The organism is Pseudomonas sp. VS40 (assembly GCF_018587885.1).
GTDB classification, from domain to species: Bacteria; Pseudomonadota; Gammaproteobacteria; order Pseudomonadales; family Pseudomonadaceae; genus Aquipseudomonas; species Aquipseudomonas pergaminensis.
This window is the reverse complement of sequence record NZ_JAGYWD010000007.1, coordinates 258,200-275,322: the sequence shown is the minus strand read 5'-3', so window position 1 is coordinate 275,322 and position 17,123 is coordinate 258,200. Positions and strand designations below refer to the sequence as shown.

At 61.6% G+C, this 17,123-nt stretch carries 12 protein-coding genes; 11 read left to right on the top strand and 1 reads right to left on the bottom strand.

Annotation, left to right across the window (positions count from 1 at the left end; all coding sequences use genetic code 11):
• Positions 1-52 precede the first annotated feature (52 nt).
• The 11 genes from cbiE to KHP07_RS21945 all read left to right on the top strand — a co-directional run bounded on the left by cbiE (position 53) and on the right by KHP07_RS21945 (position 12,220).
• A complete protein-coding gene (gene cbiE / locus KHP07_RS21995; protein WP_078046665.1) occupies positions 53-1,258 on the top strand; it encodes a precorrin-6y C5,15-methyltransferase (decarboxylating) subunit CbiE in 1,206 nt (401 codons plus the stop codon).
• Positions 1,255-1,974 carry a cobalt-precorrin-6A reductase gene (locus tag KHP07_RS21990; RefSeq protein WP_078046664.1) on the top strand — a complete coding sequence of 240 codons (720 nt, stop codon included), beginning with the start codon at positions 1,255-1,257 and terminating at the stop codon, positions 1,972-1,974. The genes cbiE and KHP07_RS21990 overlap by 4 nt, the downstream gene beginning before the upstream one ends.
• A 262-nt stretch (positions 1,975-2,236) precedes the next feature.
• On the top strand, positions 2,237-2,659 hold the full coding sequence (locus tag KHP07_RS21985; protein WP_214498016.1) for a DUF2946 domain-containing protein: 423 nt from the start codon (positions 2,237-2,239) through the stop codon (positions 2,657-2,659).
• Positions 2,660-2,679: 20 nt separating this feature from the next.
• The gene (locus tag KHP07_RS21980) at positions 2,680-3,162 is read left to right on the top strand and encodes a copper chaperone PCu(A)C (RefSeq protein ID WP_078046662.1); all 483 of its coding nucleotides are present in this window, start codon (positions 2,680-2,682) and stop codon (positions 3,160-3,162) included.
• Between the two features lie 11 nt (positions 3,163-3,173).
• Entirely contained in the window at positions 3,174-3,569 is a 396-nt protein-coding gene (locus KHP07_RS21975) for a DUF2946 domain-containing protein (protein ID WP_078046661.1), read from the top strand.
• A 93-nt stretch (positions 3,570-3,662) separates the two neighbouring features.
• Positions 3,663-5,723: a TonB-dependent copper receptor gene (locus KHP07_RS21970; protein WP_100491595.1), complete on the top strand. Its 2,061-nt coding sequence runs from the start codon at positions 3,663-3,665 to the stop codon at positions 5,721-5,723.
• Positions 5,724-5,837: 114 nt separating this feature from the next.
• The gene (locus KHP07_RS21965; protein ID WP_214498015.1) at positions 5,838-7,220 is read left to right on the top strand and encodes a PepSY-associated TM helix domain-containing protein; all 1,383 of its coding nucleotides are present in this window, start codon (positions 5,838-5,840) and stop codon (positions 7,218-7,220) included.
• 152 nt (positions 7,221-7,372) lie between these two features.
• Positions 7,373-9,481, top strand: coding sequence for a TonB-dependent receptor (locus tag KHP07_RS21960; protein ID WP_214498014.1), 2,109 nt, complete (start codon positions 7,373-7,375; stop codon positions 9,479-9,481).
• Positions 9,481-10,269, top strand: a complete 789-nt coding sequence (locus KHP07_RS21955; protein ID WP_099493472.1) for an ABC transporter ATP-binding protein — start codon at positions 9,481-9,483, stop codon at positions 10,267-10,269. The genes KHP07_RS21960 and KHP07_RS21955 overlap by 1 nt, the downstream gene beginning before the upstream one ends.
• Complete coding sequence (locus KHP07_RS21950) at positions 10,266-11,213, top strand: ABC transporter substrate-binding protein (RefSeq protein ID WP_214498013.1); 948 nt, start codon at positions 10,266-10,268, stop codon at positions 11,211-11,213. Before KHP07_RS21955 ends, KHP07_RS21950 begins: the two co-directional genes overlap by 4 nt.
• Entirely contained in the window at positions 11,210-12,220 is a 1,011-nt protein-coding gene (locus KHP07_RS21945; protein WP_214498012.1) for a FecCD family ABC transporter permease, read from the top strand. Before KHP07_RS21950 ends, KHP07_RS21945 begins: the two co-directional genes overlap by 4 nt.
• A 41-nt stretch (positions 12,221-12,261) precedes the next feature.
• Here KHP07_RS21945 and KHP07_RS21940 read toward each other — a convergent pair whose 3' ends face one another.
• Positions 12,262-16,866 carry a DUF4329 domain-containing protein gene (locus tag KHP07_RS21940; protein WP_214498011.1) on the bottom strand — a complete coding sequence of 1,535 codons (4,605 nt, stop codon included), beginning with the start codon at positions 16,864-16,866 and terminating at the stop codon, positions 12,262-12,264.
• Positions 16,867-17,123 lie beyond the last annotated feature (257 nt).

The window sequence follows — 17,123 nt, the reverse complement described above, 5'->3', positions numbered from 1 at the left end:
TTGTCCGCTGGCATGAAAAGCCTGCCCGTCGGATGTCGTTCAAGGAATCCATATGTCGCCCTGGCTGACGGTTGTAGGCATCGGTGAAGACGGCTTCAAGGGGCTGGGCAGGAATGCCCGGCATGCCCTGTTGCGCGCCACTCGGATTATAGGAGGTCAGCGCCAGTTGGACCTGTTGCCGGTGTGTATTCGGGGCGAGCGTCAGTTGTGGCCGAGCCCGTTTTCCCTGGAACCCGTGCTGGCGCGGCGTGGCGAGCCGGTGTGTGTGCTGGCCAGCGGCGACCCGATGTTTTATGGCGTGGGGGCCAGTCTGGTGCGGCAGGTGGCAGCGCAGGAGTTGCTGATTTTACCGGCGCCCTCATCGGTGTCCCTGGCGGCGGCGCGGCTGGGCTGGCCGTTGCAGGAGGTGGTGACGTTATCCGTGGTCGCCCGGCCATTGGCGGTGCTGAATGCGCACATGGCCAGTGGCGTGCGATTGCTGGTATTGAGCAATGACGGGCGCAGTCCGGCGTTGATTGCCTCATTGTTGGCTAAGTCAGGGTTCGGGCCCAGCCGGTTGAGCGTGTTTGAACACCTGGGCGGTGCGGATGAGCGGCGCATCGATGGTTTGGCTGCTGATTGGCAACACACCTCAGTCGCCGATTTGAATCTGGTCGCCATCGAGTGCGTGGCCTCCAGCGATACACCACGCCTTTCACGCCTGGCGGGCCTGCCCGACTCAGCCTTCAAGCACGACGGTCAATTGACCAAGCGCGACGTGCGCGCCATGACCCTCGCCCGCCTCGCCCCGATGCCCGGTGAACTGCTGTGGGACGTGGGCGCGGGCAGCGGCTCCATTGGTATCGAATGGATGCGTGCGCACGCGAGTTGCCGAGCACTGGCGATTGAAGCGGATGAAGGTCGGCAAGGCCTGATTGAACACAACCGCGATGCGCTTGGCGTGCCTGGCCTGCAGTTGGTTCGCGGCAAGGCGCCCGAGGCCTTGCTGGGCCTGGAAGCACCGGACGCGATCTTCATCGGCGGCGGCGTCACCCGCGAAGGCGTGCTCGACACCTGCTGGCAACATCTACGCCCCGGTGGCCGCCTGGTCGCCAATGCTGTGACCCTGCAAAGTGAAATGACCTTGATGAACTGGCGCGCGCAACATGGCGGCGAGTTGACCCGCGTCCATGTGGCGCAGGCCCAGCCGCTGGGGGAATTCGATACCTGGCGCCAGGCGTTGCCGATTACCTTGCTGGAAGTGGTCAAGCCGCTATGAAACGCATCTTGCTGTTGGGTGGGGTGACTGAAGCGCTGGCCATTGCTCGTACGCTGGGCCCGGAACATATCTACAGCCTGGCCGGGGTTGGGCGCGTGCCCACCGACCTGACATGCCAGGTGCGGGTCGGTGGTTATGGTGGTGCCGAGGGCTTGGCGCGATTTGTTCGAGATGAAGGGATTGGGCTGATTGTCGACGCGACCCATCCGTACGCGGCGCAGATCAGCCGCAATGCGGCCGAGGCTGCGCAGTTGAGCGGCGTGCCTTGCTGGGCCTTGCGCCGACCGGCGTGGCAGCCGCAGACGGGAGATGATTGGCGCGAGGTCAGTGATTGGGCCTCGTTGATTGAAGCGCTTAAACCCTTCAAGCGTCCGCTGTTCACGCTTGGCCGCGAGCCGTTGCAGCACATTGATGAAATCCCGCCGGAGCAGTTCTGGACACTGCGCGCGTTGGATGTGTATCCGGGGAGCGAGCGCTGTGAAGTGATCGGCGCGCGTGGGCCGTTCTTGATCGAAGATGAGCGTGCGTTGTTCGCACGGCGTGGCATTGATGTGTTGATCAGCAAGAACAGCGGCAGCACCGCGACGGAGCCGAAGCTGGAAGTGGCAAGGGAGCTTGGGGTGCCGGTGTTGGTGTTGAAGCGGCCGGTGTTGGCAGCCGTAGATCAAGAATTCACCAGCGTGGCCGCGGTGCTGCAGACAATCACCGTTTTCTGAACGACGACTATCCCCTGTGGGAGCGGGCTTGCTCGCGAATGCGGTGTATCAGTCACCTGATGTATTGGCTGACACTCCGCTTTCGCGAGCAAGCCCGCTCCCACATTTAGCACCGCGTTGTCCTTGATATCGGCAACCTCTCAGTTCCCGTCTATCCTCAACCACTGGCACTGCGACACCAAACCACATGCCCTGTTTTTACTTCTCCCCTACGATCAGGCTAAATACCCGCCTGACCGTTTAACCCTACGGATTGTCCGCCATGGCCCGTCAACGCTTTGCAATCGCCTGGATCGCCTGCCTTGCAGTGCTGTTCAACGCCTTTGCCATGCCGATGGCCAGTGCGATGCAGCAATCCCAGGACCCGGTGCAGCAATTGCTGTGGGGCAGCTTCTGCTCCTCCAATGGTGCCAGTCTGAAGACTATTGCCATGGGCCAACTGGAGATTCCGGCGCCGCAGCAGGACGATCACTCCACCATGCAGCATTGCTGGTGCTGCTCGGGCTCGACGCCGGTGGTGGCGTTGCCGGGGCATGTGCCGCAGTTGTATGTGACGCGGTTCGACGCGTTCCAGCACCTGACGCCGTCTGCGCTCCGGCAACCTACCCCGCGCCAGCAATGGCCGAGTCTTAACCCCCGCGCCTCCCCCGACGGTCTGATTTCTTCGCAAGTGAACTGCGTTTAGAACCGTTCTGGAGAACTGCCATGCTCAAATCTTCCCTGCTTCTGGCTGCGTTGTTGTTGCCGGTGTTCAGTGCTGCCAATGCCGATGACTACAAGGTCGGCGAACTGGAGATCCGTGAACCCTGGTCCCAGGAGTTGCCGCCCAATGCGCCGACTGTCGCGGCGTATTTCGTGATTCATAACACCGGCGAAACGGCGGACCGTTTGCTCGGTGTCGAGACGCCCGTGGCGGACAAGGCCGAGTTGCACGAGCATGTGATGCAAGGCGACTTGATGAAGATGCAACAAGTGCCCAGCGTGGCCGTACCGGCCAAAGGCGATCTGACCTTCGCGCCCATGGCGTATCACGTGATGCTGCTGGGCCTCAAGGACCGCAGCCTGTTGGCCGACGGCAAGCAATTCCCGCTGACCCTGACCTTCGAGAAAGCCGGCAAGGTCGAGGTGGAAGTCAGCGTGCAAAAAACGCCGCCAATGGCCACCCACGAGCATAAGCACGCCCAGTAGGTAGACTCCCGATGGGCGCCCCTCGCGCCAGGTTATCTCCACACTCCCGCCTGAGAAGCGGCAGTTGGATCAGCCTGTTCGCCATGCTGATGATCTTTATCGGTCCGCTGATTTCCCAAGCGATGCCGATGGATCATCACGCCGGTATGTCCATGTCCATGGACATGCCGATGGAGCACGGCGAAACCCATCACAAGCAAGCCCCTGACGAACACCACGCCCTCTGGTCCAAGTGCGGCTATTGTGACCTGCTCTATAGCTGCCCAGCCCTGCCCGGCGGCATTTCAACCTTTACCCTGAGCAGCCCGCCGCCCGCCAGCGCCCTCACCCCCGCCACACGCCTGGGCCATGCCCGGCAGAGCATCTTCCCCGGCGCCCGCAGCCGCGCGCCGCCCATCGCTTCGTAAGCACTTAACACCGTTACTTCACCCCGGCCGACTTTAGACAGACAGCCGCAGGCTGCTGGCCGTGTTGTTTACGAATGATTGATGGAATTTGTCATGTCCAGGTTTTCTGCTGACACCCGTTTGGGATGTACCCCCGTGCTCGCTGCCTTATGCGGCGCATTACTGGCGCCCCACGTTCACGCCGACGAGCATGAACTGAGCCCGACCGTGATCACCGCGATTGCCCCCAGCTCACCACTGACGGTGATCACCCACCCCAAGGACCCGCGCCAACCGGTGCCCGCCAGCGATGGCGGCGACTACCTCAAGACCATCCCCGGCTTTGCCCTGGTGCGTAACGGCGGCACCAATGGCGACCCGGTGCTGCGCGGCATGTTTGGCTCACGCCTGAATATCCTCACCAACGGCAGCATGATGCTCGGTGCCTGCCCTGGCCGCATGGACGCCCCCACCTCCTACATCTCGCCGGAAACCTACGACAAGCTCACCGTGATCAAAGGCCCGCAAACCGTGCTGTGGGGCCCCGGCGCGTCGGCTGGCACCGTCCTGTTCGAGCGCGAGCCGGAGCAGTTCGGCGAGCTGGGCACGCGGCTCAACGCCAGTGTGCTGGCCGGCTCCAACGGGCGCTTCGACAAAGTCATCGATGCCGCCGCCGGCGGCCCGCTGGGATACGTACGGGTGATCGGCAACCAGGCCCATGCCGATGACTACAAGGACGGCAACAACGACACGGTTGCCTCGCGCTACGACAAGTGGAATGGCGATGTGGCGGTCGGCTTCACCCCCGACGCCGACACCTTGCTGGAACTCACCGCTGGCCGTGGCGATGGCGAAGCCCGCTACGCCGGGCGCGGCATGGACGGCTCGCAGTTCCTGCGCGAGAGCCTGGGGCTGCGCTTTGAAAAATCCAACATCGGCGAGGTATTGGACAAGGTCGAGGCCCAGGTCTACTACAACTACGCCGACCATGTGATGGACAACTACAGCCTGCGCACGCCGTCGGGCACCGGGATGATGGCCGGGCCGATGGCCTCCAACGTCGACCGCCGCACCCTCGGCGCGCGCATCAAGGCCACCTGGCGCTGGGCCGATGTGCAGTTGATCAGCGGCCTGGACGCGCAGACCAACGAACATCGCCAACGCAGCAGCATGGGCATCGACACCTACAAGGATCTGCCACGGGTCAAGGACGCCAACTTTCACAACTACGGCGTGTTCGGCGAACTCACCTGGTACGCCGCCGACCGCGACCGCCTGATCACCGGCGCACGCCTGGACCGCGCTTCGGCCAAAGACTTCCGGCAAACCACCGGCTCGGGCATGAGCAGCCGCGCCAACCCGACTGCTGACGACACCCGCGCCGATACCTTGCCATCGGGCTTCGTGCGTTATGAACACGACCTGGCCGACAGCCCCACCACCCTCTACGCAGGCCTGGGCCACTCGGAGCGCTTCCCGGATTACTGGGAGCTGTTTTCGCCCAATACCGGCGCGGTCGGTTCGGTGAATGCCTTTGACGGCGTGAAGCCGGAGAAAACCACCCAACTCGACTTCGGCGCGCAGTACAAGGCCGAGGACCTTGAAGCCTGGGCCTCGGGCTACATCGGCCGAGTGCAGGATTTCATCCTGTTCGACTACAAGCCCGGCATGATGGGCACCACTTCCCAGGCGCGTAACGTGGATGCGCGCATCATGGGCGGTGAATTGGGCGCAGCGTACAAACTGACGCGCAACTGGAAAGCCGACGCCACCCTCGCCTACGCCTGGGGCAAGAACAGCAGCGACGGCAAGGCCCTGCCGCAAATGCCGCCACTGGATGCACGTTTCGGCCTCACCTACAGCGAAGACGACTGGAGTGCCGGCGCGTTGTGGCGTGTGGTCGCGGCGCAACACCGCATCGACCAGAACAAAGGCAACGTGGTCGGCAAGGACTTCGACAAGAGCGGCGGTTTTGGCGTGTTCTCGCTGAACGCGGCGTACCGCATCAACAAACACTTCAAGGTCAGCACCGGTGTCGACAACCTGTTCGGCAAAGCCTACGCCGAGCACCTGAACCTGGCCGGCAACGCCGGGTTCGGTTACCCGGCCAGTGACCCGCAGGCCATCAAGGAGCCAGGCCGGACCCTTTGGACCAAAGTCGACATGAGCTTCTGACGCCCCCCCTGTAGGAGACGGCTGCCGGCGATGGCGTCGATTAGATTGCCGCCGCCGGCAAGCCGGTTCCTACAGGTCATGACCGGATAAATAACAAGCCTTGCGGAGCACCTGATGAGCACTCAAAAAATATCTTTCTACAACCTGGCCTGGCGCTGGCACTTCTACGCCGGGCTCTTCGTCGCCCCTTTCATGGTGCTGCTGGCCCTGACCGGCATCATCTACCTGTTCAAACCCCAGCTCGACCCGCTGATGTACAGCGACCTGCTCAAGGTCCAGACCGCCGAGCACGCCCTGAGCGCCGACGAGCAATTGCAACGCGCCCAGGCGGCCTACCCCAAGGCTGCCATCAGCAAGTACTTGCCGCCGGCCGACGCCACCAGCAGTGCGCAGTTTGTGATGCACAACGACGGGCGCGAAGTGACGGTGTTCGTCGACCCCTACCGCGGCACGGTACTCGGCGAACAGGACGCCAAATACAACCTGCAAGCCATCGCCCGTACGCTGCACGGGGAATTGATGATTGGCACCGTCGGCGATCGGCTGGTGGAACTCGCCGCCGGTTGGGGCGTGATGCTGGTGGTGTCGGGCCTCTACCTGTGGTGGCCGCGCGGCAAATCCTCGGCGGGCGTGCTGTGGCCAAGAGTCAGCAGCCGCGGCCGGGTGTTCTGGCGTGACATGCACGCGGTCACTGGCTTCTGGGGCGCGTCGCTGCTGCTGGTGATGCTGCTCAGTGGCATGACCTGGACCGGCTTCTGGGGCAAGCAGTACGCCGACTTGTGGAACACATTCCCGGCGGCGATGTGGAACCAGGTGCCACAGTCGGACCAGCAGGCGCGGGTGCTCAACACTGCGGCCCAGCAGACGGTGCCCTGGGCCATGGAAAACACGCCAATGCCGATGTCTGGCGACCATGCCGAGCACATGAATCACGGCGCGATGCATTCAGCGCCAGCCGCGCCGACCTTGCGCCTGCAACAGGTGGTCGACCTGGCCAACGCGCGTAAGGTCGAGCCTGGCTACAGCATCACCTTTCCCACCACCGCAGAAGGTGTGTTCACCATCGCGGTGTTCGCCAACGACCCGCGCAATGACGCCACCCTGCACGTAGACCAGTACACCGGCAAGGTGCTGGCCGATGTGCGGTGGGAGCACTACAACCTCGTGGCACGGGCCACCGAAACCGGCGTGATGCTGCACGAAGGCAAGATGTTCGGCTGGGTCAATCAACTGATCGTGCTGCTGATCTGCCTGATGATTCTGCTCAGTGCCGTGAGTGGCCTAGTGATCTGGTGGAAGCGGCGGCCAGCGGGTGGCTTGGGTGTTCCGCCGATACGCCACGACCTGCCCAAGTGGAAGACCGCGATGGTGATCATGCTGGGCCTGGCGATCATTTTCCCACTGGTTGGCGCGTCGTTGATCGTGGTGTGGGCGCTGGATCGCCTGGTAGTGTCGCGGCTGTTTGCGCAACGTGAATCTGCCTCAGGTTCGACATGAAGTCGGCGAGATGCCCTACATAGAGGCGTTATGTAGTCTTACGCGGGCTTTCGCCCACGACGCAGGAAGTGTTAACTTATAACACTTGCTGCATACCTCAGCTCGCCGCGCCCAGCGGCGAGCGCTGCCTCGAAGAAGCGATTTTCCGTCCGATGAACAAGTACCTCGCGTCCGGCCTGTGCCTGCTCGCCCTGCATCACAGCGCCCAGGCCCTGACTCTGCCCGCCAGCCCCGTCACGGCACCCGCCGTGGACGACGAACGCGTCGACCTCAAGACCCCGACCACCGCCGGCTCGCGCCTGAACCTCACGGCCTTGCAAACCCCCGGCAGTGTCGAGAGCCAGACCGGCGCGCAGATCCGTGCACGCGGCGACGTGAGTGTGCAGGACGCGATTTCCCGCGCCACCGGTATCAGCCGCACCGGTTCGCCGGGTGACGGTGGTACGTCGTTGTCGGCCCGTGGATTTACCGGGCAGGGCTCGGTGATGCAGTTGTACGACGGCAACCGCATGTACATGGGCATGGGGACATCGACGTTCCCGGTGGACACCTGGTCGGTGGAACGTGTCGACGTGCTGCGCGGCCCGGCCTCGGTGCTGTACGGCGAAGGGGCTACTGGCGCGGTGGTCAATACCGTGCCGAAAAAGCCGTTTGAAGGCGAGATCGAAAACCACATCCGCCTGGGCTACGGCTCCCATGACCGCCAGCAAGAAGCCCTGGACAGCGGTGGCTCGCTGACCGACACCCTTAGCTATCGCCTGAACCTCAATCGCCTGCGCAGCAATGGTTTCATCGACCATGGCGACTCCAGCAGCGACTTTGTCAGCGGCGCCCTGCGCTGGCAGGCGGCAGACAACCTGAGCTTCACCCTGGCCAGCGACTATGGCGACCAGCGCCCGCAAAATTACTTCGGCACCCCGTTGATCAACGGCCAGTTGCACAAAGGCCTGCGCGACAAAAACTACAACGTCAGTGACGACATCCAGCACTACAACGACCAGTGGACGCGCCTGACCAGCGAGTGGCAGATCAACGACAGCGTCAGTGCCACCAACGAGTTGTTCTACCTGAAAAACCAGCGGCGCTGGCAGAACGCCGAGAACTATAACTTCACCAACGGGCAACTCACCCGCAGCGGCAACTTCGGCATCAAGCACAACCAGGAACAGGTGGGCGACCGCCAGACCTTCACCTTCAAGCACACCCTGTTCGGCCTCGACAGCCAGACCGTGACCGGCGTGGAGTACAACCGCATTCGCTTCCGCCTGGCCAGCAACTCGCCGTTCAAGGATGTGCTGCCGGATGGGCAACCGATCGATATCAATCACCCGGCGCCCGCCGCATTCGATAGCCAGAGTGCATTCAGCCCGCTGTTCTCCACCACCACCAAAACCGTTGCTGGCTTCGCGGAAAACCGCCTGCAACTCACCGACCGACTGTCGTTGATCACCGGCATCCGCCGCGACTACGCCCACGTCGACCGCGATGACCTGCGCACCGGCAGCCAGTCCGACAAGACCCTCACCGGCAATAACTGGAAGGCCGGCCTGGTCTATGCGATCACGCCGGACACCTCGGTGTACGGCCAGTACGCGACCAGCACCGATGGCGTCGGCGGCCTGATTTCCCTGAGCCCGAGCCAGCAACAGTTTGACCTGTCGACCGCCAAGCAGACCGAGATCGGCATCAAGCAGGCCTTCTGGGACCAGCGTGGTGAATGGACGCTGGCGGCGTATCACATCGTCAAGAAAAAACTGCTCACCGACGTACCGGGCGACCCGGACCTCAAGCAGCAAGTCGGCCAACAATCGTCACGCGGCCTGGAAGCCAGCCTCGACCTGCAACTGCCACACGCCTGGCAATTGCAGGCCAACGCGGCCATCGTCCACGCGCAGTACGACGACTTCACGCAGGACGTTGGCGGCGTGCAAGTGTCCCGCGACGGCAACCGCCCGGTGGACGTACCGCGCCGCACAGCCAACCTGTGGCTGAGCAAGGCCGTGACCGACGACATTCGCGCCGGTGCCGGCGTGCGTTACGTCGACGCACGGTATGCCGACATGGCCAACCAGAACGAGCTGCCGAGCTACACCGTTGTCGATGCCACCGTGTCGTGGAAAGCCATGCGCAACACCACCCTGGGCCTGCAGTTGAACAACCTGTTCGACCGCACCTATGCCGTCAGCCAGTACAACGACGGCCAGCAGTGGATACTGGGTGAACCGCGCGCCTTCTTCGTCACGGCGGACTACACCTTCTGATGAGCTCACTCACCCTCACCGACCTGGCCTGGACCCCTTCGGGGCATGAGCACTGCCATCACCAGTTCCAACTGCGTGACGCCAGCCTGCAGGTCGGTGCCGGGGAGTTCGTCGGGCTGATCGGGCCCAATGGCAGCGGCAAGACCAGCCTGTTGCGCTGCGCCTACCGGTTCAGCAAACCGGCGCAGGGCGACGTGCTGTTCGAACACCAGAATGTGTGGAAACAAAGCGCGAAATGGTGCGCGCAACGGGTTGCCGTGGTGCTGCAGGAGTTTCCCGATGCCTTCGGCCTGCGGGTGGATGAAGTGGTCGCCATGGGCCGCACACCCCACAAGGGTTTGTTTGATGGCGACACACTGCAGGACCGGCAATTGATCCAGCAAGCGCTGGTGTCGGTGGGCATGCAGGGGTTTGAAGACCATGGGTTCGCCACCCTGTCGGGCGGTGAAAAACAGCGTGTGATCCTCGCCCGCGCCCTGGCCCAGCAGCCGCAACTGCTGATCCTCGACGAGCCCACCAACCACCTCGACCCACGCTATCAGTTGGAGTTGCTGCGGCTGGTCAAGCGCCTGAACATCGGCACCCTGGCGAGCATCCACGACCTCAACCTGGCGGCTGCATTCTGTGACCGCCTGTACGTGATCAACCACGGGCGCATCGTCGCCAGCGGCACGCCGCATCAAGTACTCACGGCCGCCTTGCTGCGCGACGTGTTTGGCGTCGAAGCGCTGATCGACACTCACCCCTTGTCCGGCTACCCCCGAATCACCTGGATAACCCAACCATGAGCCTGCGCCCCCTGCTTGCCGTTGCCTTGCTGTTCAGTGCCGCCGAGGCGTTTGCCGAAGCCACCCATTACCCGGTCACCGTCAAGAGCTGCAACCGCGACGTGACCTTCCAGGAGGCCCCGAAACACGCGGTCAGCCACGACATCAACATGACCCAGATGATGCTCGCCCTGGGCCTCAAGTCGCACATGGCCGGCTACAGCGGCGTCACCGGCTGGAAGTCGGTGACCCCGGAAATGGCACACCTGCTCGAGGGTTTGCCGGAGCTGGCGAGCAAGTACCCATCGGTGGAAACCCTGCTCAACGCCAACGTGGATTTCTTCTTCGCCGGTTGGGATTACGGCATGCGCGTGGGCGGCGACCTGACCCCGCACACACTGCAACCCCTGGGCATCAACGTGTATGAGTTGACCGAGTCGTGTGCCTTCGTGATGAAGCGCCCGGCCGCCACCCTGGACGACACCTATAACGACCTGCGCAACCTGGGCAAAATCTTTGACGTGCAGGACCGCGCCACTGCCTTGATCACGCAGATGCAGGCACAGGTCGCCGAGGTGCAAAAGGACCTGCCGGCCGAGAAACCGCGGGTGTTCCTCTATGACAGCGGCGAAGACCGCGCCATGACCTCCGGGCGCCTTGGCATGCCACAGGCACTGATCACGGCGGCCGGTGGGCGCAATATCCTCGATGACATCGACGCCAGCTGGACCCGGGTCAACTGGGAGACCGTGGTGGAACGCAACCCGCAGGTGATTGTGATCGTCGACTACAGCGAAATCACCGCCGAGCAGAAGCAGGCGTTCCTGATGAATAATCCCGCGCTGCAAGCGGTGGACGCCATCAAGAACCAGCGCTTTATCGTGATCCCGTACGTACAGGCGACGCCAGGCATCGATAACGTACTGGCGGTGGAAACCCTGGCCAAGGGGTTCCACGGCGAATGATCACCCGTCGCTACACCTGGTTGCTTGCCGCGCTTGCGCTGGTGTTGCTGGTGTCCTGCGTGACGTCCCTGGGCTTCGGCCCGGCGCGGGTGCCAGTGGACGTGGTGTGGCGAATCGTGGTGTACAAGGCCTTTGGCATCGGCGAGGTGAACTGGCCGGCCGGGCAGGCGCATATCGTCTGGCTGATCAGTGTGCCGCGCCTGTTGCTCGGCGCGTTGGTGGGCGCCGGCTTGGCGTTGATCGGTGCGGTGTTGCAGGCAGTGACGCGTAATCCGCTGGCCGACCCGCACCTGCTGGGCGTCACGTCGGGCGCCACCCTCGGCGCAGTGATCGTGGTGTTGCACGTGGGCGAAATAGTCGGGCTGCTGACCCTGCCGATCGCCGCGTTTGTCGGCGCGCTGCTGAGCATGCTGGTGGTGCTGGCGGTGGCCAGTCGCAACGGACGACTGGACAGCGACCGCCTGCTGCTGTGTGGCGTGGCAGTGTCGTTCGTGATGATGGCGGCGGCCAACCTGCTGCTGTTCATGGGCGACCATCGCGCGGCGTCGGCGGTGATGTTCTGGATGCTTGGCGGCCTGGGCCTGGCGCGCTGGGAGTTGCTGGCGATCCCCACGGCCACGGTGCTGCTGGGGCTGCTGGTACTGCTCGGCATGGCGAGGCCTTTGAACGCGCTGATGGCCGGTGAGCAGACCGCCGTGACGCTGGGCCTGAATGCGCGCAACGTGCGGCTGAAGGTGTTCCTGGTGGCCTCGTTGATGACCGGCGTGCTGGTGTCCCTCAGCGGCTCCATCGGCTTTGTCGGGCTGATGGTGCCGCACATTGCCCGGCGTCTTGTCGGTGCCGAGCATCGCCGCCTATTGCCGGTGTGTGCCCTGCTCGGCAGCCTGTTCCTGGTGTGGGTCGACGTCGCCGCACGCACCTTGATCGCCCCGGAAGACCTGCCCATCGGCGTGGCCACGGCAGCCATCGGCGGGCTGTTTTTTATCGGGTTGATGCGCCGGCGCTGATCAGAATGAGGCGTTTCAGGCAGTTGCGTGGAGGGTGCTCATCAAAGCTCATCCTTGTTGCGGCCATACCAGGGCTCATTTGCCCCGATCCTCATAAGATCCGACTGTTCATTCAAAGGCCCCAGTGCGTTCCAGAAGCTGTCGGCGACCAGGACTGACAGCTTGCCTATGCGCCGCAACCGACTCACCAGCACACTGGGAGTGAGCGCTGGCCAGGCGCGCAGCAGATTGGCTTCCTCTGCTGTCATTGCAGGGTCGTACTTGAGCAGCGCTCCCCGACGGCAAGACAGGTAGATGCTCTTGGCGTCAGGTAAATTACTGCGTATGACCGAAAGATAATTGTCCAGGTCAGTACCGGAGACAAAATTAGCCAGCAGGTTGATGTCAACTTGGAGCTTACTGGGCGTACCAGGAATTGTTTTATAAAAGACATGCACCGCTGCAATCTTGTAGTTGCGCAGCACATTGGTCGCCGGCACGTCGAATCCGGCGTGATCCTTCCAGAACAAACCTTCCAACGTACTGTCGCCAAAACCGGGGCGATCCTCCACGGGATCGATTGCGACAAACCCGCCAACTCTCGGCGGCACCAGGACTGCCCCTAGATACGAACGATCAACAAAGCGGGCAAGCGTGCGCTGAGCGTACCGGGCGGCGTCATCGGCATAGAAATACCATGGACCGCAGAATGAATGGTAATAAGGGTCGTCAGCAAAATCGTGCGGCAGTCGATGGGGAGACCACAGGGCATCGACCAGCTCTTTGCGGCCCCAGATCGGGCTGGTGACCCGGATGTCCAACTCTCCAATGCTCGCCAACTCACGTACGTAGTCCCGCACTGTCAAGTAGCCCTTATTCACGCCTTCGGCGATGTGGTACTGGTCATTCTGCCACTGCGTCACAGCATCTGATTTAGGCACCTTGTACCGCAGCAACGCACCGTCGGCACATGACAGGTAAAGCGGCAGTGTCAGTCCATTACGGGGGGTGGTCATGTAAGCCAGCGCTTTCGCAATCGTGACAGGCGAGAAGAAGGACCGGGCCATTTCGTCTTTCGCCGGGGCAATCGGTTCAGTCGATGCGCACAAGTACAAGCCATGCATCAGGTAACCCTGGGGTAATTGGCCGCCGGCAAAAACGGCTGCCAATGCACTAAATTGCGCTCTGACAAGAGGTAACGTCGCCATATACAGGTCCCGTCCGAATGCCTTCAGCACATAACCAAACGCCACTTGAGCCTGTGGTTTCCAAGCCAGCTGGACGTGTCGGACGGCATCAAGGGCACGGGTGAATATCGGACTGCACGGTGAGTCCGCTGCGACTTGGCGCACCTCCAATGGGTTTGGGATGTATTGATTCAGCGCGAACTCAGGTTTGAGTGTCCTCGGATGCCCCCACAATGCATCTCCCTTAACAACCCGCAAGAGGCCAGCCTTGGCCACTGCATTGACGAAATCCTGCGGTGACAGCGTTCCCGTGCGAAGTTGCTGCTCATAGTCGTTGTCGGCCAAATCACCTTTGACGCGGTTAAGAGCAAGCAACTTACGGTTCAGCAGCTTTTCCTCCTCAGAGTCTGACAGGTCGTAGCTGAGAATCGCCCCGTTCGCTCCGAAAACGTAGTCGCGCTTGATATGCGCCTCTCTGTCTAGCAGCTCTGCCAGCACAGCACTGGGAATCATGCTTTGGTAGACCGATTTTTGTAGGGCCGACAGCAATAGAGGGACTTCTTGAATGGGTAGGGAGCGGTAGCGAGCGATGATCGTGCTCCCCCCAGGATAAAGCCCCAAGGCAACGCTGGCATCCGGGTAGATCCAGTTCAGCGACACCCCCCGCGGCGGCAGTATCAAGGGTTCAGTGGCCACGCATAGACCGTTGACCAGCTTGAGGATGACGCCGCCATAGGCGCGGCGAAAGTGGTTGCCAATGGAGCTCAGGGCATAACGGGCCGCATCATCAGCCGAGGCAAACGCCGGGCTCAAGCGGCGTGAAGTCAAGGTTTTGTAGCCGGTCCAGTCTTTATTCACAATGCCAACTTCATCCCAGCATTGACTGGTCCGCACCACTTGTAGCTCGCCCTTGGTTGCCCACTGTCTGACAAAGTCAAAATGGGTCTTTATGCCAGAATCCAACTGCGTCTGTGCCAGCGCTAACAAGGTGTCCGCCTCGCCGCCGGCTTTCACGTCGATAGGCGAGGCGCGAAAACTTAACAGTGCACCGTCCAGCGTCGAAAAGTAGATGGGCAGGTTGCGTGTTTGATTACGCTGGGCTTCATAGAGCGCGGAATACAGTACTTTCGGCGTGACGAAATACAACGTCAGCCAAGCATTCGCTGCAGTGTTCCACTTCGGCGACCATTGCTGTGACCTGAACAAGGCATGTAGCTCAAACCCCTCGGGCAACGCATACTCGTCACGGCTCGTTCGAGCAAACAATTTGTCGAGGTCGAACAAGTCGCCGGCGGAGAGAGCGCTCTCTACCTCAGTGCCAATGTACTGTTCCTGGCCTTTGCGTTTGAGGATAAATGCGAAACAGGCCTGCGCGGCAAGATTGCGACCATGCACTCGCTTATGCAGATCGCGGGCGGCGTCATTGAGGGTTGTGAACAAGGAACCATAGGTGACGTAATCGGGCGGGCCGATTCTGGGTGCATATTCAAAGTCAGGCGTCCAATCGCTGTAGACAACCCCGCGCGGCCCCCACAACGAATTGCCCTGAACAATTTTGAATTCGCCCGCAGCGGCTAACCTCGTGACCCAATCGGCAGGTCTTAGCACGCCGCGATCCATCTTGCGTGCAAGGCCAAGCTCTCCGGCAGACGGGTTGAGAGTTTCCAGTAGCCACTGCTCCTCGGACGAATGGCTCGGGGCGTATTCCAGTAGACAATCCTGCGCTCCGGAAAGGTAAGCCACCCGCCCGGATAGGAGTATTGAGTACATCTCATCGCAGGAAAATACCTGCAGGTTGATCAGCGCTTCCTGCCGCGTCCACCGCCGCTGCTTAACCCAGTCAGGATCGATCATGGACAGTGCCGGATGGGAACCATAGCGTGCATACAGCTCATAGCCTTCGGGAGGAATCAGTGCGCCTTGCTCGTCTACGGGGAAAAACAGCATGAACGCAAATGGGTTGGCAAGGCTTTGCTTGGGCGGGGTGATCACGAAGCGACCGTCAGGCCCTATCAACACGTAACCGCCGTAGTAACTACCTCGGGAGTTGCCAATCTGCTCATGGGCGTACGACGCAGCGTCCCGGGATGACAGAAACGAGCCACTCAAGGTCACCGGGTGCTCTGTTGACAGTACCGTCGATTGCTTATTCACCCGCCCGACCTCACGCCAGACCTGGCCTGCTCGAACCACCCACAGGTCCGTGACATCGATCACCCTGCGCAAAAAGTCGCGTGGTGTCAGGGTGCCAGCGGCCATCTCGGCCTGGGCACCGCTGTCATTGATCCCCCCATCGCTGCTGCGTTTAAACAGCTCGGCCGCCAGATACGCCAGAGGGACTTTAAGTTTGAGCAACGCTTGATCCAGGGTGTTGATGTAGAGGGACAGTCCACGCTTCGGGTCCTGAAGAGCCAACGTCCCGCTTCCCGCTCGGATGGCGGCCCCCAGTTGCATCGGTGTAAAAAGCACATTGACCAGCCAGTTTTCTCGAGCAGCAACCCTACTCACTTCAGCCCCCTCACTGAAATAGAGGGCTTCCAGGCGATAGTCGGCGGGTAATTGCAGGCCCCCATCCGGCCCCTTGGGGAAGAGCGTATCGAGAGAAAATAACGGTTCGAGACCGGGCGTTGCCAAGGTTGCGACGTAACGATCCAGGCTGACGTGCTTGAGCACCACGCCGATGCGCGATTCAACGGTCTCTGGCTGCGGGGGAAACGCTGCCGTCACCGCCAACGATGCCTCAGGAAAGATCGCCGTGAACAGCGGTTGCTCGGTCACCGCCGACGAGGAAAAAGGTTCGAAAACGACCCAATCGGGCGGCACTTTGCCGCGAGAGCCACCCCACAATGCGGTCGGCACAATTAAGTTTAACGAGCCGAAGGTCGAGATCTTTTTGATGAACTCATCATAGCCGCCGTACACACCCACCGGATTACCGGGTGGTTTTCCGGCCTGTACCCAAAGGGCGAAGCTGAACTCCGCCCTGGATCCGGAAGGGGTATGGCGGATGAGGGATCCGTCCGGTCCAGAGAGATAGGAAGACGGGAAAAAACTACGATCATGCACATCCCGATAAAAATCCGCACCGGAGAGAAACCCCAAAGCCGCCTTGGCCATGCGTACATCAAAGGTGGGGTTTCTCTGGAGCATCTTTTCATGTTGAGCAGGATGCGAATGGTAGCAGGCGACGCAGGTATACCCCGGTGGTTGAAGATAGTAGCCATCGTTGCCGATACCCACCACAGCCAGTAAATCGAACTGCATTCCCTTGCCCGCCACCGGCTGAGTCGAGAAATACTGGCCGGAAGGGTCTCGCACAATCACCCCGCCGTACTCGACGTCTCGTCGCTGACCAATTTCCTGATGAGCCCAGTAAGCCGCATCTGCCTCATGCAGAAAAGCAGGGCTCAGTGGTGGCAGCTGGGTAGCCCCACGGTTTGAGCTGGCAGCCCGCTCTTCACGTGACAATCTGATCGCCATGACAACTCCTTGAATGAATGCCTGAGCACAGCGCCCGGCCCTTTCATTCTCGGAGTGCAAAGCTACTTCTGACCGGTAGATAAGTAGCGACAGCACCAAGCACCACAACAGCACACAGTCGTGCCCGTTTACCGCAATCGGGCGCCACTTTGGTGCGACCCATTCGATCTGCACATTTGCCCGCCCCTTGCCCGTGCGGGGTGGACGAGTTCGGCACACCCCTTGCTATCACCTCAGTAATGTCACTCATCTGCCCC

Coding starts and splice junctions, on each gene's coding strand:
- KHP07_RS21950 (WP_214498013.1), top strand. CDS start 10,266: ATGAGCCTGCGCCCCCTGCTTGCCGTTGCCTTGCTGTTCAGTGCCGCC.
- KHP07_RS21955 (WP_099493472.1), top strand. CDS start 9,481: ATGAGCTCACTCACCCTCACCGACCTGGCCTGGACCCCTTCGGGGCAT.
- KHP07_RS21940 (WP_214498011.1), bottom strand. CDS start 16,866: ATGGCGATCAGATTGTCACGTGAAGAGCGGGCTGCCAGCTCAAACCGT.
- KHP07_RS21980 (WP_078046662.1), top strand. CDS start 2,680: ATGCTCAAATCTTCCCTGCTTCTGGCTGCGTTGTTGTTGCCGGTGTTC.
- KHP07_RS21965 (WP_214498015.1), top strand. CDS start 5,838: ATGAGCACTCAAAAAATATCTTTCTACAACCTGGCCTGGCGCTGGCAC.
- KHP07_RS21985 (WP_214498016.1), top strand. CDS start 2,237: ATGGCCCGTCAACGCTTTGCAATCGCCTGGATCGCCTGCCTTGCAGTG.
- cbiE (WP_078046665.1), top strand. CDS start 53: ATGTCGCCCTGGCTGACGGTTGTAGGCATCGGTGAAGACGGCTTCAAG.
- KHP07_RS21970 (WP_100491595.1), top strand. CDS start 3,663: ATGTCCAGGTTTTCTGCTGACACCCGTTTGGGATGTACCCCCGTGCTC.
- KHP07_RS21960 (WP_214498014.1), top strand. CDS start 7,373: ATGAACAAGTACCTCGCGTCCGGCCTGTGCCTGCTCGCCCTGCATCAC.
- KHP07_RS21990 (WP_078046664.1), top strand. CDS start 1,255: ATGAAACGCATCTTGCTGTTGGGTGGGGTGACTGAAGCGCTGGCCATT.
- KHP07_RS21975 (WP_078046661.1), top strand. CDS start 3,174: ATGGGCGCCCCTCGCGCCAGGTTATCTCCACACTCCCGCCTGAGAAGC.
- KHP07_RS21945 (WP_214498012.1), top strand. CDS start 11,210: ATGATCACCCGTCGCTACACCTGGTTGCTTGCCGCGCTTGCGCTGGTG.